The following is a 13,324-nucleotide window of genomic DNA, read 5'->3' on the forward strand; positions in this document are numbered from 1 at the left end:
ATACTGTGTCAAATACGCGAAAGGCTTCATGTGATGGAACAGCAACGCTTGCTCAGGTGTCACATGACGCGTCGCAGCATTGCGCAGCGCCGCTTCACGATCAACGCACGGGGCGCATACTCGGTGTTTTCCATAAGGAGGCAACGTCATGGCTCAAGCAGAGAAGGTCTACTCGGATGAAGAGGTGCGGGAACGGCTTACGGGTCCGCTCGCGCATTGGTATCTCGAGGACGGATGGCTCAGGCGCAAGTTCAAGACCGAGAGCTGGAAGGGCACGCTCATGGTCGTCAATACGGTCGGGCATCTTGCCGAAGCGGCCTGGCATCATCCCGACCTGACCGTCTCTTATGCGTTCGTCGTGGTCAAGCTCAAGACGCATTCGGCGAAGGGCATTACCGACAAGGACTTCGCGCTCGCCACGCGTATCGAAGACGTGGTGCAGTGGCAGCCAGGCAAGGAAGACGGTCCGCTCGACGGCACGCCATCCGACGATCAACGCTTCCGCTATATCAAGTACGACTAGCCCGGCCACGCGGCGCGTGCAGTCTTGGTATAACTTTTGCCTAACAGGGAAGCCCAAAACCCCCTGAAGGAACACGAGCCGCGATGCCAACCTCACCCCGACGCTTATCGCCTTTACCGGCGATCACGGTCGAAGCACCCGCGCGCCTGCATCTCGGCTTTCTCGATCCGAACGGCTCCTCAGGCCGCGCCTTCGGCAGCCTCGGGCTCGCGATAGAAGGACACGGCACGCGTCTCACCGCGCGCATCGCTCATGGCACGCGGCAGCAGACGGCGCAGATAGAAGGCCATGTCACGGAAGCGCAGAAAGAGCGTATCGCTCATTACCTTCAGCAATTGCAGGCGGCGTTCAATGAACCGCGTGCCGTCGATATAGACGTACACGAAGCACCGCGCGCGCATACGGGCCTCGGCTCTGGCACGCAGCTCGCCCTGACGCTCGGCACCGCCTTCGCACGAGCAACCGGTCACAACGGCATAGACACTGCGGACATCGCGCGCATACTCAAACGGGGCGCGCGCTCCGGCATCGGCATTCATGGCTTCGATCACGGCGGCCTCATTCTCGACGGCGGCCGCGACATGCGCCACGCATCCGCGAATACATTGCCGCCGCTGATCTCGCGCCAGGCCTTCCCCGATGACTGGCGCGTGCTTCTGATCGACGACACCTCGCGCGAAGGTCTGCACGGCGACGAAGAAAGGCGCGGACTTGCCGCACTCGATCCCTTCCCTGAAACACTCGCCGCGCATCTCAGTCATCTCGCGCTGATGCGTATCCTGCCCGCCGCCGCCGAAAGCGACTTCGATACCTTCGCCGACGCCATCAGCGACTTGCAGCAGACCATCGGCGAATACTTCGCGCCCGTGCAAGGCGGCGTGTTCGCGAGCCCCGCCGTGGCGCGCGCGCTCGAAGCCGTCGCCGCCGAGCAGAAGGCCGGCATTGGGCAGACGTCATGGGGACCGGTTGGCTTCGCGTTCGTCGCAAGCGCGCAGGACGCCGAACGCGCACTCGCCACCGCGCAACGCGTGACGCCTCGCGCACCCCTCACCTTTTCCATCGCTACCGGCCGCAATCGCGGCGCGACATGGCGTGCCGCCGACCGCCGCGAGCAAGGCGCGGATGCTGCCTGAACCTGCGTTCATCAATTCCAAATCGACCACGAGTCCATCGACATGTCCGAAGCTTTCGAAAGACCTTATGTGCTCCACATGTTCACGAGCACGCCGCAGATGAGTCCGTTCGATGTCAACATGGCGGCCGATGCCGGCTATCAGATCGTCGTGCCTTACTGCAATGTCGATGAAGATATCGTCGTGCAACTCACGCAGGATGCGATCTTTTCACGCGGACCGAAGGGCGTATCGCGCACGGGCATCTTCATAGGCGGACGCGATGTCATGCTCGCCGCCGACATGCTCGAAAAGGCGCGTCAGGCGATGGTCCCGCCCTTCGAGGTCTCTGTCTTTACCGACCCATCGGGCGCCTACACCACGGCCGCCGCGCTCGTCGCGCTCGCGGAAAAACATCTGAAGGCCGTGCATGGCGTCGATCTCGGCGGCAAGCGCGTCTTGATACTCGGCGGCACGGGCGCGGTGGGACGCGTCGCGGCCGCGATGGCCGCATCGCTCGGTGCGGATGTCGTCGTCGCGAGCCATTCGAGCCAGTCACGCGCGACCCAGGTGAGCGACGAAATCAACCGGCGCTTCGACATTGCCACTTCCGGTGTTGCGACCGGCACGCCCGAGCAATTGCATCGCGAACTGGCGCGCGCGGAAGTCGTCTTCGCCACCGCAGTTGCAGGCGTGCAGGTGATGAGCGCCGCCGATCTCGCACATGCCAAGAACCTGCTGATCGCGGCGGACGTCAACGCGGTGCCGCCCGAAGGCATCGCGGGCGTCAACGTGATGGACAACGGCAAGCCGCTCGCGGGCGCGGCACGCGCGGACGCCATCGGCATCGGCGCGCTCGCCATTGGCAATGTGAAGTATCAGGCGGAGCATCGTCTCTTCTTGCGCATGCGTACCGGCGGCAAGCCCGTGTATCTCGGCTATCCTGAAGCATTCGACGAAGCGCGCGCGGTCGTCGCGGGGCTCGGCTCATGATCCATCCCGTTGCAGCGCGTGCGCCACGCGTCGCCGTGGCGGGGCTTTCAGCCCGGCTGCTCGCGCAATCCGCCGCGCGTGCCGGGCTCAATGTCGTGGCGCTCGATATCTTCGGCGACCGCGACACGCGCGAGAACTCGGGCATGTGGTTCGATATCGGAGGGGATGGCTTGTCGATAGACCGCACCCGTCTTTTCGATGCGCTCGAATGCGCCGCGCGTCTGCCGCGCATGCTGGGGCTCATCGTGACGAGCGGGCTCGAACCGCTCGCGAATGAACTGAGCCGCATGCCGCATATGCCGCGCTTCATCGGCAATGGCGTGGAAGCCGCCGCGGTGCGCGACCCGCGCCGCTTCTTCGCGCTGCTCGACGACGCGCAGATCGCGCATCCGGCAGTGCGCTTCGACAGGCCCGCCGATGCGCGCGGCTGGCTCATGAAGCGTTCGGACGGCTGCGGCGGCACGCATATCGAATGGGCGGAACACGCTGACAACGCTCCCGCCGATGCCTATTTTCAGCGTCTCGCGCAAGGCCGTTCGATGTCCGCGCTCTTCGTCGCGGCGCGTCGCGAAGCGGCGATCATCGGCTTCGCGGAACAGTTGAGTATCGAAACGGGGCGTCTGCCTTTCGTGCACGCGGGTTCGCTCGGGCCGATCGCATTGCCGCCAGGGATAACCGAGCGCATCGTTGCCGCCATCGAAACCATCGTGTGGAAGACCGGCTTGACGGGACTCAACAGCATCGACTTTTTGCTCGATGACGACACGTTTCAAGTCCTCGAAGTGAACACACGCCCCTCCTCGACGATGGCGCTCTACGAAGCCGCATGGCCCGATGAATGGCCGCGCGGATTGATCGGCGCGCATCTCGACGCATGCCTGCACGGCGCGTTGCCGCGTTCGGCGCTTGCATCGTCGCGAACGCCGGCGTCGATAGCGGGCCAGCGCGTGGTCTTTGCGCCCGCGTCGTTCACCGTGTCGCGCCTCTTCAGCGATGCGTGTTTCGAAGACCCCGCGTGTCACGACGTGCCGCTCACCGGCGCGCGGATCGAAGCGGGCATGCCGGCCTGCACGGTCACCGCGGCCGCGCCCACGCTCGACGCCTTGCGCAATGCACTGACAAATGAAAGCGCGCGGCTTCTGCAACGCATCGACTCATACTGCCCATGACTTCATCGAATCAACTCAGCGTCAACGCATCGAGCGCGAGGCTCGTGGATCGCCTGATCGACGACGCCGCGCGCTTGCGGGTGGAAGTCACGCGCACGCCGGCTGGCACCGTTATCGTCGATGCTGGCGTGAACGCCGCAGGCAGCGCCGAAGCGGGCCTCTTGATCGCGCGTATCTGCATGGGCGGGCTCGGGCGTGTCGAGTTGCGCAGCGCTTTCGATGCCGCGCCTTCCTGGCCGAGCTATATCGAAGTGCAGACCTCGAACCCCGTGCTCGCGTGTCTCGGCAGTCAGTACGCGGGCTGGAGTCTTTCGGCGACGAAGGAACAAACGGGCGGCAAGAAATTCTTCTCGCTCGGCTCGGGGCCAGCGCGCGCGCTTGCAGGCAAGGAGCCGCTCTTCGACGAACTCGCGTATCGCGACCATCACGAACGCGGCGCGCTCGTCATGGAAGTGGACCGCTTGCCACCGCAGATCGTCATCGACAAAGTACTCGCGGATTGCGGGCTCGCGGCGGACAAGCTCGTCATCGCGGTCACGCCGACGCAGTCTGTGGCGGGCACGGTGCAAGTCGTTGCACGCGTGGTGGAAGTGGCGCTCCATAAGACGCATGTGCTGGGCGTGGACCTGAGCGAGATCGTGGAAGGCAGCGGCACCGCGCCCTTGCCGCCGCCCTCGCCCGACGCCATTCAGGCGATGGGCCGCACCAACGACGCCATTCTCTACGGAGGCCGCGTGCATCTCACCGTCAGGAGCGATGCCGTGGCGAAGCGCCTTGCCGCCGAGTTGCCTTCGGCGAATGCGCGCGATTACGGGCGTCCCTTCGCGGAAATCTTCACGTCGTTCAACTACGACTTTTATCAGATCGATGGCGCGCTCTTCGCGCCCGCCGAAGCGTGGGTATCGAGCCTAGATAGCGGCGCGACCTATCGCGGCGGCAAGCTCGATCAGGCGCTGCTCGATGCGCAATGGCGCGGCAAGAAGGACGCGGCATGACGATGGTATCGCGCGTCGCCATCATGACCGACGAAACTGGCTGGCACACGGGCCGGCTGAAGAAGGCGTTCCGCGCGCGCGGCGTCGAGGCGCGTTGCGTCGATCTCGCGGATTGCCGTATCGACACCACCTGGCCACCCTTCGGCCTCGCGATTCCCGGCTTCGGCCACGCCCTGCCCGATGCGGTATTCGTGCGCGGCATCGCGGGCGGAACCTTCGAGCAGGTCACGTTGCGGCTCGGCATTCTGCATGCGCTGCGCGAATGCGGCGTGCCGGTCTATAACGACGCCCGCGCGATCGAGCGCAGCGTGGATAAGTCGATGACGAGCTTTCTGCTCAACCGCTACGGCGTGCCGACCCCGGCCACATGGGCCGGCGAATCCACGGCGCATGCGCAACGCGTGTTGATGCGCGAGGCGGCTGCGGGGCGGCAGGTCGTCATCAAGCCGTTGTTCGGATCGCAAGGCAAGGGCTTGAAGCGGCTCGGCGCGCGCTCGCGCGGGCAGGCGTGCGCGCCGTTGCCATCGCTCAAGCCTTTTAGTCAGGTCGCATATCTTCAGCGTTATGTCGATACCGGCGAGCCCGGTTTCGACTGGCGCGTGCTCGTGATCGGCACGCAGGCCGTGGCCGCGATGAAGCGCGTGGGCGGCGAGGACTGGATTCATAACTTCGCGCGCGGTGCACGCTGCGAGCCCGCCGAACTCACGCCCGCGCTCGCGGAAACGGCGGTACGCGCAACCGCTGCGCTCGGCCTGGATTACGCGGGCGTCGATCTGATCGCGCCGGAAGGCGGCCGGCCGCTCGTGCTCGAAGTGAACGGCGTGGCGGCGTGGCGCGGGCTGCAATCGGTGACATCGCTCGATATCGCCGCGCTGCTCGTCGACGATCTGCTCGACCGCAAGCTCGCGGCATCGAAAGGAAACCTCGCGCGGGCGAGCGGCGATGCCTGAGCTTCATCACATCAAAGCGGCTTTTCTGCGCGCATGCCGGCTCGATGTGGAAACGCGCAAACCGGGCAACGTGAGCACGGCGAGCGCCGGACACGGAATGATCGCGAGCCAGTTCGTCGAAAGCGCTCAAGCGGCTGCAATCGGCTTGTTCGAGCCGAATGCAAGCGTCGGCACGCGCATTCTCGAAGCGGTGCGCCGCAGTTTCGACGTTGCAGGCTGCAATACGAACCTCGGCATCGTGCTCTTGTGCGCGCCGCTGTGCGTGGCTTTCGAAGAAGCCGCTCCACGCGATATCGCCGCTTGGCGCACTGCAACGCAAAGCGCGCTGCATGCGCTCGACATGGAAGACGCGCGCCTCGCTTACCGCGCGATTGCGCTGGCCAATCCGGGCGGCCTCGGCGACGCGCCGGAACAAACCGTCCACGCCGCGCCAACTATCGACCTGCGCGCGGCGATGACGCTTGCCGCCGACCGCGACAGCATCGCGCGGCAATACGCCAATGGCTTCGCCGATATCTTCGATACCGTCCGACTGATCGATGCATCGACGGCACAGGAAGCCATGCTCGACGCATTCCTCATCTTCCTGCGTTCATGGCCCGATTCGCACATAGTGCGCAAGCTCGGCGCGGCGATGGCGCAAAGTGTCACGCGCGATGCAGCTTTACATCACGACCGATGGCGCGCCGAAGGAAGTTTTCACGACTGCCCCGAATTCGACTCGTGGGACGCCGAACTGAAGGCGCGCGGCATCAATCCCGGCACGAGCGCGGACCTCGCGGTTGCAACCTTGTTCGTGGCGCTCGCGATGGGCGCGTTTGCCGATTGATTTGCACGAAGCGCGCCGGGTGCGGACAAAAATTGGCACGGAACATGTTAGGAACTTCGCGTTTATGCAGTCCGCTTTGCGCGGTGCGAACGCCTTGAGACGGGTTTGAGGATCGTGCTTCGGGAGCGAGTCAGACGTCCCTAGAAACAAATCCATTGGAGGAAGAGCATGGCCAAGATCAACCGCGTTCTGGTAGGAGAGTCGCTCGTCGGCGATGGCAACGAAGTCGCTCACATCGACTTGATCATCGGACCGCGAGGTTCCGCTGCCGAGACCGCGTTCTGCAACGCGCTGACCAACAACAAGGACGGCTTCACATCGCTACTCGCCGTGGTCGCACCGAATCTGCTGACCAAGCCGAACACCATTCTCTTCAACAAGGTCACGATCAAGGGCGCGAAGCAAGCCGTGCAGATGTTCGGCCCGGCGCAGCATGCGGTGGCGCTCGCGGTCGCCGACAGCGTGGAGGACGGCACCATTCCCGCCGACGAAGCCGACGACCTTTTCATCTGCGTCGGGGTTTTCATCCACTGGGAAGCGGATGACGACAAGAAGATTCAGGAGTACAACTACAAGGCAACCAAGGAAGCTCTTCAGCGTGCGGTGGCGGGCGAGCCCAAGGCTTCGGAAGTCGTTTCGAAGAAGGGATCGGCGGCGCATCCGTTCGCGGCGAACTGATCGTCTGTCGTGGCCGGCGCGGGGCTTACATCCGCGCCGGCTGCTTTCGAATCAATCATGAATCACGGATGAATACGAGGCTTATCGCATGACCCCACGTTGCTGCGCGTTGACGGTGCTCACTTGCCTCTCGCTCGCTTCGCCGCTTTCGTTCGGCGCGACGGCCGCGGCCAAGGACGGCGCTTCCGCTTCGCGACATGATTATCCGACCGAGGGACGCGTCGAATACGTGCTCGGCTGCATGGACGACAACGGCCACGACTTCGCCAACGTCTACAAGTGCTCCTGCGCCATCGACAAGATCTCCCAGAGCCTCACCTACGACGATTTCGTCGAGCAGATGACGTTCTCCAAGTACGCCTCGCTTGGTGGCGAAGGCGGCGGCGAGTTTCGCGTGGATCGCGCCAAGGCACAGACGAAGAAGTACCGCGAGCTTCAGAAGGACGCATTCAAGGCTTGCGGAATCGTGCAGAAGGCGGCGGCTCGATAAGCCGGTTCAGCCGTTTCATGCAGATGCTGCCGGTGTCGTCAGTGACGCACCGGCAAGACTCGACGCTCATTCCGGCATATAGCCGCGTCCGATCCACGCGAGACTCACGCCGCCACGCGGCGATGCCGTCGCCGTGCTCCGCCGCCTTTCGATGACGACGCCCACCGCTTCGACATCCTCGAACTTGGCCGGCTTTTCGAGCGATACCTTCACCCAATGCGCGCCGAAGTCCGCGATCACGCGCTGCGCGATCTGTTCGGCGAGCGCTTCGAGCAACTGCACATGGTGCGCTGCCAGGAGCCCGAGAATCGCCTCCCGCACCGCAGCATAATTGACGGTATCTTCGATACGATCCGTGACGCACGCGCGCAGCGAGGGCACGCCGATCGCGAGATTCATGCGCACCGGCTGCGGGTCGTGCAGCTCGCTCTTGTCGATGCCGATCACCGTCTGGCCCGTGAGTCCCTCGATATAGACGATATCCATGTGAGCCCCACGGGATGCATCGGCGTCCGCCTGACTGGCGTCGCGAATCGGTTCGAATCTGCCCATATCGTCGTCTCCGGAACGGCATCGAAAAATCCGTAAGCTCCAAGCAAGAAGCGGGCAAGAAACGCTTAAACCAATGCGACTACTTATTGAACCAATGCGTCAGAGCATGTAAAGTTTTTGAGAACCGTGCTGGCCGACTGAAGGCGATCGGGCACTACGGCCACGAGGCGCGCGCATGCGGTTATCGGCAAATACAAGTACCAATAGAGTAGCGAGACCCGCAGCGCCAGCGGAAAACACAACAGATTCGACTTTCGACGGCTGTGCCGTACGCGTAAACACGTACGAGCGCAGCCGGAACGGACGTCACGGAGACACGGCCCCATGTCGTTGCTAGCAGACGTAGATACGCATGTCAGGGAAGTGCTGAATATCGTGAACAATCCGCTGGCGTCACGCCGCACCAGCGCTTCGGTCGCGCAATCGTGGACGCGCTGCCTGACGGAGTTCAGGCTCGACCCCGGCCATTTCGTCATGCCACCCGTGCTCACGCAGCGCGAACTCACCGAGCGCCGCGAGGCCGCGAGCGATCTCATCGCGTGCTCGAAGCTGGAGATGACGACGCTTTATCAGCAACTGGCTGATCCCGAACTCGCTGTCGTACTCGTCGATGCGGACGGCGTGATCGTTCATCAGGTGTCCTCGGTGCCGTTCGGCGAGGCCGTCGCCGCCGATGGCTTGCGCGTGGGCGCCGTGTGGAGCGAGCGCGAAGCCGGCACCAACGGCATGGGTACGTGTCTGATCGAGCGCGACTGCATTGCCGTGTGCCAGCACGAGCATTTCTATCCGCGCTATACGTCGCTCACGTGTTCGGCCGCGCCGATCTTCGACGATCGCGGCACGGTGGTCGGCGTGCTCGATGTCACGAGCCGCTCGAAGCTCCTGCAGCAGCATTCGCTGGTGCTCGTCGGCATGTCGCGGCAGATGATCGAAAATCGTTTGATCGATGCGCGCTACCGTCACGCGAACATGATCCATTTTCATAGCCGGCCGGAATTCGTCGGCACGCTGCACGCGGGCAAGCTCGCTGTCAGCGACGACGGCGTGGTGCTCGCCGCGAGCCGCAGCGCGCTCTTTCAGCTCGACCTGCGTTCGCCCGCGGAGTTGTACGGCAAGCGCATCGAGGAAGCGTTCAACGCATCGCTCGAAGACATGATCGCGCGCAGCATTCGCGGCTCGTTTCATCCGGTGACCGTGTACAGCGCGAAGGCCAACACGCGCTTCTTCCTGACCGCGCAGACGCCGCGCGAAGGCATGCGCGACACGAGCCGCATTCTCCTGAACGATCCTGTCACGCGCGATTCTCCCGCGCCGGGATCGCGCGTAAGAGCGCCGAAACGCGATGCCCAGGATGTCCGCGACGTTCGTGATGGCGCGAGCACCGGCGCGGGCCGCCTCGACAAACTCTCGCATCTGGAATTCGGCGATCCGCGCATGGCTTCGCAGATTCAGCTTGCGGCGCGCGTGATCCAGCGCAAGATTCCGATCATCCTGCGCGGCCAGACCGGCACCGGCAAGGAAGTGTTCGCCAATGCGCTGCACAGCATCAGCCCGAACGGGTCGGGTGCGTTCGTCGCGGTGAACTGTGCATCGTTGCCGGAGAATCTCATCGAGAGCGAGTTGTTCGGGTATCGCGCGGGCGCTTTCACCGGCGCGCAGCGCGAAGGCCGGCGCGGCAAGATCGTGCAGGCCAATGGCGGCACGCTGTTTCTGGATGAAATCGGCGACATGCCGCTCGCTCTGCAAGCGCGTCTCTTACGCGTACTGGAAGAGCACGAGGTGACGCCGCTCGGTGCTGAAACCACCGTGAAGGTGGACTTTCAGCTCATCAGCGCGAGCCATAGAAACTTGATCGAACTCGTGCAGACCGGCCTCTTTCGCGAGGACTTGTACTATCGGCTGAACGGGATCGAGATCAATCTGCCGCCGTTGCGCGAACGGGCCGATGCGCTCGCGCTCATCTGCCATATCCTCGAAACGGAAACGTCCGAGCCGCCTTCATTGAGCGTCGAAGCGCGGCAGGCGCTGCTGAGTTATGCGTGGCCCGGCAACATCCGGCAGTTGCGGCATGTGCTGCAAATGGCGATTGCGTTGTGCGACGGTCCCGAGATTCGCTGCGCGCATCTGCCGCCGGAAATCGTCAACGGTGTGTCGGCGCAGACCGCGACGCAAAGCGCGCCGCGCACGCCGAATGTCGCCGCTACGTTCGCGCATCTCACCGAAGACGCCGATACGTCCACGCTCAACGCCATTCAGTTGCGTGAGCGCGAGACCGTGCTGCAATTGCTCGACGAACATCGCTGGAACGTGAGCAACGTGGCGAAGGTGCTCGGCATCAGCCGCAACACGTTGTACCGGAAGATGCATCGTCTGCATATCAGGTTGTCGCACGACTCGCCCAACGCAGCGGATCAAGCCGACGCATGACGGAACGGTCCAGCGAACCCACGCCCGCGCGCCGGCTCGACGAATTCAAAGCCGACGCGCGCTTTGCGTGGTGCGTCACGGGCTCCGGCCATATGCTCGAGGAATCCATCGAGCTTGCGCTGCGCTTGCCGGGCGTCGACATGTTCTTGTCGTCCGCGGGCGAGGAAGTGCTGCCGCTCTACGGCTGGACCCTCGCGAAACTGCGCGAACGCTTTCGCGTGTTTCGCGATAACAGCGCGAGCAGCGTGCCCGTCGGCATGCTATATCAGGGCGACTATCACACCGTCGTGATCGCGCCCGCAACGAGCAACACCGTCGCCAAGTGCGCGTTCGGCATCTCCGATACGCTCCCGACCAATCTCTTCGCGCAGGCCGGTAAGCAGTGTGTGCCGGGCATCGTGTATGCATGCGATACGGAACCGAGCGTCATCACGCATGCGCCGCGTCAATGGGTCGAACTGCGGCCGCGCGCCATCGAATTCGACAACGTCGAACGGCTTGCGCGCTTCGAACTCACGACGGTCGCGCGCACGCTCGACGACTTGCGCCACGCTCTCGATCAACGGCTATCCGAACTGAAGCTCGCATGGAACACATCGTCTTCCTGACCGGGCGGCTCGCCGAGCGCAGTCTTCATCAGGTGCTGGAAGGCATCGCACCGACTTCGAATCAGGACTCGCCATTTTCGTGGGAAGTGCGCGAAATCGGCTTGCAGGTCGCGGGGCTGATGACGGCCGACATGATCCGCCGGCGCGTGGTGCCACCGCTCACCGAAGGCACGCACCGCGTGATCGTGCCCGGCCGATGCCGTGGCGACCTCGACATGCTCTCCGCGCATTTCGGCGTGAAGGTCGAGCGCGGTCCCGAGGAAGTCAAGGACTTGCCGCAGTTCTTCGGCCGCGAGGCGCGAAAGGTGGATCTCTCGCGTTACGAGACGGAAATTTTCGCGGAGATCGTCGATGCGCCGCGTCTCGATCTCGATGGCATCGCGGCACGCGCGCTTGACTATCAGGCTCAGGGCGCGAATGTAATCGATATCGGTTGCCTGCCCGCGACGCCGTTTCCGCATCTGGAAGATGCGGTAACGATGCTCAAGGAACGCGGTTTTCGCGTAAGTGTCGATTCCATGCTCACCGATGAACTCGTGCGCGGTGGACACGCGGGCGCCGATTACGTGATGAGCCTGAATGTGGATACGTTGTGGGTCGCCGACGAAGTGGCATCGACGCCGATACTCGTGCCGCGCGAACCGCTCGACGTGGCATCGCTCGATGCGGCCATCGACATCATGCAGCAACGCGGCCGTCCGTTTCTTGCCGATCCGATTCTCGATCCGATCCCGTTCGGGCTCGCGGCATCCATTGCGCGCTATGTAGGCCTGCGAGAACGCTACGCCGATGTGCCGATCATGATGGGCGTCGGCAACGTGACCGAGTTGACCGAGGCGGACACGAGCGGCATCAACGCCGTGCTGTTCGGCATGGCGGCGGAGTTGCGCGTCGCGGCCGTGCTGACCACTTCCGTGAGTCTGCATGCCCGCCGCGCCGTGCGTGAAGCCGATGTCGCGCGGCGCGTGATGCATGCGGCGCGTGAGACACAGACCTTGCCGAAGGGCATATCGAGCGACTTGTCGGCGCTGCATTCGAAGCGGCCGTTTCCTTATAACGCCGAGGAGATCGGCGCGCTCGCGGCGGCGGTGCGCGACCCCAACTTTCGCGTGCAGGTTTCCGCCGATGGCATTCACGTCTACAACCGCGACGGGCATCGCCTTGCAATCGATCCGTTCGCGCTTTATCCCGATCTCAAACTCGAAGCCGATGGCGGACACGCGTTCTACATGGGCGTGCAACTCGCGCGGGCCGAGATCGCGTGGCAACTCGGCAAGCGCTTCGATCAGGATCAGCCGCTCGATTGGGGATGCGAGGTAGATCGGCCCGAAGAGGACTTGAGCGCGTGGCATGCGCCCGGGCCCACCAGAAAACGCTGAGTCACGACGCTTTCCATTTGATCGAGCAGCCGAGCGCGGGGAGTTGCAGAGCCTGTGTGGTGCCATGGACCGCGATGTCGCGCATGGCTTCGTAGAGATCGCGGCGCGCATCGGGCAACGGTTCCTTGCGCGATGCATCGATTCTGCCGCGATAGCGCAGCTTCAGCTCATGGTCGAAACCGAAGCATTCCGGCGTGCAGACGGCGCCGTATGCATGCGCGACTTGCTGCGTTTCATCGAAGAGATACGGGAACGGCAGGCGTTGATCTTCGGCGAGGCGCACCATGGCGTCGAAATCGTCGTCGGTGTAGACGCTTGCATCGTTCGAGTTGATGCCGACGACGTTCACGCCTGTTTCACGTAGCTGGATGGCGTCGCGGATGAGGCCTGGCAACGCAGCTTTCACATACGGGCAGTGATTGCACATGAACACGATGACGAGGCCGCGCTCGCCCTTGAGACTGTCGAGCGTGCGGGTCGTGCCGTCGGTGGCGATGAGCGCGAAAGTCGCGGCATCCGCGCCCGGTTCGCCCGGCGGAGATTCGGTCGGCATGAGGTTGCTCCCAATTGGCTGTTCGGCATATCGACGAGGCGTTTCAAACCGTCTAGCATGTTGAAA

The 13,324-nt window shown here is 63.6% G+C and carries 14 protein-coding genes; 12 read left to right on the forward strand and 2 right to left on the reverse strand.

Annotated elements, in window-relative coordinates:
* Positions 1-148 precede the first annotated feature (148 nt).
* From NCR98_RS19555 to NCR98_RS19595, 9 genes are all read left to right on the forward strand, one after another.
* On the forward strand, positions 149-523 hold the full coding sequence (locus NCR98_RS19555) for a 4a-hydroxytetrahydrobiopterin dehydratase (RefSeq protein WP_244828801.1): 375 nt from the start codon (positions 149-151) through the stop codon (positions 521-523).
* An 83-nt stretch (positions 524-606) separates the two neighbouring features.
* On the forward strand, positions 607-1,656 hold the full coding sequence (locus NCR98_RS19560) for a beta-ribofuranosylaminobenzene 5'-phosphate synthase family protein (protein ID WP_250527018.1): 1,050 nt from the start codon (positions 607-609) through the stop codon (positions 1,654-1,656).
* Positions 1,657-1,698: 42 nt separating this feature from the next.
* Positions 1,699-2,628 (forward strand): NAD(P)-dependent methylenetetrahydromethanopterin dehydrogenase, encoded by a 930-nt coding sequence (locus tag NCR98_RS19565; RefSeq protein ID WP_250493742.1) that lies wholly within the window; start codon positions 1,699-1,701, stop codon positions 2,626-2,628.
* On the forward strand, positions 2,625-3,797 hold the full coding sequence (locus NCR98_RS19570; protein WP_250527019.1) for an ATP-grasp domain-containing protein: 1,173 nt from the start codon (positions 2,625-2,627) through the stop codon (positions 3,795-3,797). The genes NCR98_RS19565 and NCR98_RS19570 overlap by 4 nt, the downstream gene beginning before the upstream one ends.
* The gene (gene mch / locus NCR98_RS19575) at positions 3,794-4,792 is read left to right on the forward strand and encodes a methenyltetrahydromethanopterin cyclohydrolase (RefSeq protein ID WP_250467534.1); all 999 of its coding nucleotides are present in this window, start codon (positions 3,794-3,796) and stop codon (positions 4,790-4,792) included. The genes NCR98_RS19570 and mch overlap by 4 nt, the downstream gene beginning before the upstream one ends.
* A 2-nt stretch (positions 4,793-4,794) precedes the next feature.
* Complete coding sequence (locus NCR98_RS19580; RefSeq protein WP_250527089.1) at positions 4,795-5,742, forward strand: ATP-grasp domain-containing protein; 948 nt, start codon at positions 4,795-4,797, stop codon at positions 5,740-5,742.
* Complete coding sequence (locus tag NCR98_RS19585; protein WP_250527020.1) at positions 5,735-6,571, forward strand: triphosphoribosyl-dephospho-CoA synthase; 837 nt, start codon at positions 5,735-5,737, stop codon at positions 6,569-6,571. The genes NCR98_RS19580 and NCR98_RS19585 overlap by 8 nt, the downstream gene beginning before the upstream one ends.
* Before the next feature lie 168 nt (positions 6,572-6,739).
* On the forward strand, positions 6,740-7,249 hold the full coding sequence (gene fae / locus NCR98_RS19590; RefSeq protein WP_244828807.1) for a formaldehyde-activating enzyme: 510 nt from the start codon (positions 6,740-6,742) through the stop codon (positions 7,247-7,249).
* Between the two features lie 88 nt (positions 7,250-7,337).
* Positions 7,338-7,739, forward strand: a complete 402-nt coding sequence (locus NCR98_RS19595) for a hypothetical protein (RefSeq protein ID WP_244828808.1) — start codon at positions 7,338-7,340, stop codon at positions 7,737-7,739.
* Positions 7,740-7,805: 66 nt separating this feature from the next.
* Here the strand turns inward: NCR98_RS19595 and NCR98_RS19600 are convergent, their stop codons facing one another.
* On the reverse strand, positions 7,806-8,291 hold the full coding sequence (locus NCR98_RS19600) for a dihydroneopterin aldolase (protein WP_250527021.1): 486 nt from the start codon (positions 8,289-8,291) through the stop codon (positions 7,806-7,808).
* A gap of 324 nt (positions 8,292-8,615) precedes the next feature.
* On the opposite strand from NCR98_RS19600, the gene NCR98_RS19605 reads away from it, so the two are divergent.
* The 3 genes from NCR98_RS19605 to NCR98_RS19615 are packed head-to-tail and all read left to right on the forward strand — an operon-like array spanning position 8,616 to position 12,705.
* On the forward strand, positions 8,616-10,718 hold the full coding sequence (locus NCR98_RS19605) for a sigma-54-dependent Fis family transcriptional regulator (RefSeq protein ID WP_250527022.1): 2,103 nt from the start codon (positions 8,616-8,618) through the stop codon (positions 10,716-10,718).
* Positions 10,715-11,326 (forward strand): flavoprotein, encoded by a 612-nt coding sequence (locus NCR98_RS19610; RefSeq protein ID WP_250493747.1) that lies wholly within the window; start codon positions 10,715-10,717, stop codon positions 11,324-11,326. Before NCR98_RS19605 ends, NCR98_RS19610 begins: the two co-directional genes overlap by 4 nt.
* Positions 11,305-12,705: a DUF6513 domain-containing protein gene (locus tag NCR98_RS19615; protein WP_250527023.1), complete on the forward strand. Its 1,401-nt coding sequence runs from the start codon at positions 11,305-11,307 to the stop codon at positions 12,703-12,705. Before NCR98_RS19610 ends, NCR98_RS19615 begins: the two co-directional genes overlap by 22 nt.
* Before the next feature lies 1 nt (position 12,706).
* Here the strand turns inward: NCR98_RS19615 and NCR98_RS19620 are convergent, their stop codons facing one another.
* Positions 12,707-13,258, reverse strand: coding sequence for a thioredoxin family protein (locus NCR98_RS19620; RefSeq protein WP_244828813.1), 552 nt, complete (start codon positions 13,256-13,258; stop codon positions 12,707-12,709).
* Between the last annotated feature and the right edge of the window lie 66 nt (positions 13,259-13,324).

The organism is Caballeronia sp. GAWG2-1 (assembly GCF_023631405.1).
GTDB lineage: Bacteria > Pseudomonadota > Gammaproteobacteria > Burkholderiales > Burkholderiaceae > Caballeronia.

Excerpts from the sequence above, each read along its gene's own strand:
- NCR98_RS19555 (WP_244828801.1), top strand. The coding sequence starts at position 149 with ATGGCTCAAGCAGAGAAGGTCTACTCGGATGAAGAGGTGCGGGAACGG.
- NCR98_RS19560 (WP_250527018.1), top strand. The coding sequence starts at position 607 with ATGCCAACCTCACCCCGACGCTTATCGCCTTTACCGGCGATCACGGTC.
- NCR98_RS19565 (WP_250493742.1), top strand. The coding sequence starts at position 1,699 with ATGTCCGAAGCTTTCGAAAGACCTTATGTGCTCCACATGTTCACGAGC.
- NCR98_RS19570 (WP_250527019.1), top strand. The coding sequence starts at position 2,625 with ATGATCCATCCCGTTGCAGCGCGTGCGCCACGCGTCGCCGTGGCGGGG.
- mch (WP_250467534.1), top strand. The coding sequence starts at position 3,794 with ATGACTTCATCGAATCAACTCAGCGTCAACGCATCGAGCGCGAGGCTC.
- NCR98_RS19580 (WP_250527089.1), top strand. The coding sequence starts at position 4,795 with ATGGTATCGCGCGTCGCCATCATGACCGACGAAACTGGCTGGCACACG.
- NCR98_RS19585 (WP_250527020.1), top strand. The coding sequence starts at position 5,735 with ATGCCTGAGCTTCATCACATCAAAGCGGCTTTTCTGCGCGCATGCCGG.
- fae (WP_244828807.1), top strand. The coding sequence starts at position 6,740 with ATGGCCAAGATCAACCGCGTTCTGGTAGGAGAGTCGCTCGTCGGCGAT.
- NCR98_RS19595 (WP_244828808.1), top strand. The coding sequence starts at position 7,338 with ATGACCCCACGTTGCTGCGCGTTGACGGTGCTCACTTGCCTCTCGCTC.
- NCR98_RS19600 (WP_250527021.1), bottom strand. The coding sequence starts at position 8,291 with ATGGGCAGATTCGAACCGATTCGCGACGCCAGTCAGGCGGACGCCGAT.
- NCR98_RS19605 (WP_250527022.1), top strand. The coding sequence starts at position 8,616 with ATGTCGTTGCTAGCAGACGTAGATACGCATGTCAGGGAAGTGCTGAAT.
- NCR98_RS19610 (WP_250493747.1), top strand. The coding sequence starts at position 10,715 with ATGACGGAACGGTCCAGCGAACCCACGCCCGCGCGCCGGCTCGACGAA.
- NCR98_RS19615 (WP_250527023.1), top strand. The coding sequence starts at position 11,305 with ATGGAACACATCGTCTTCCTGACCGGGCGGCTCGCCGAGCGCAGTCTT.
- NCR98_RS19620 (WP_244828813.1), bottom strand. The coding sequence starts at position 13,258 with ATGCCGACCGAATCTCCGCCGGGCGAACCGGGCGCGGATGCCGCGACT.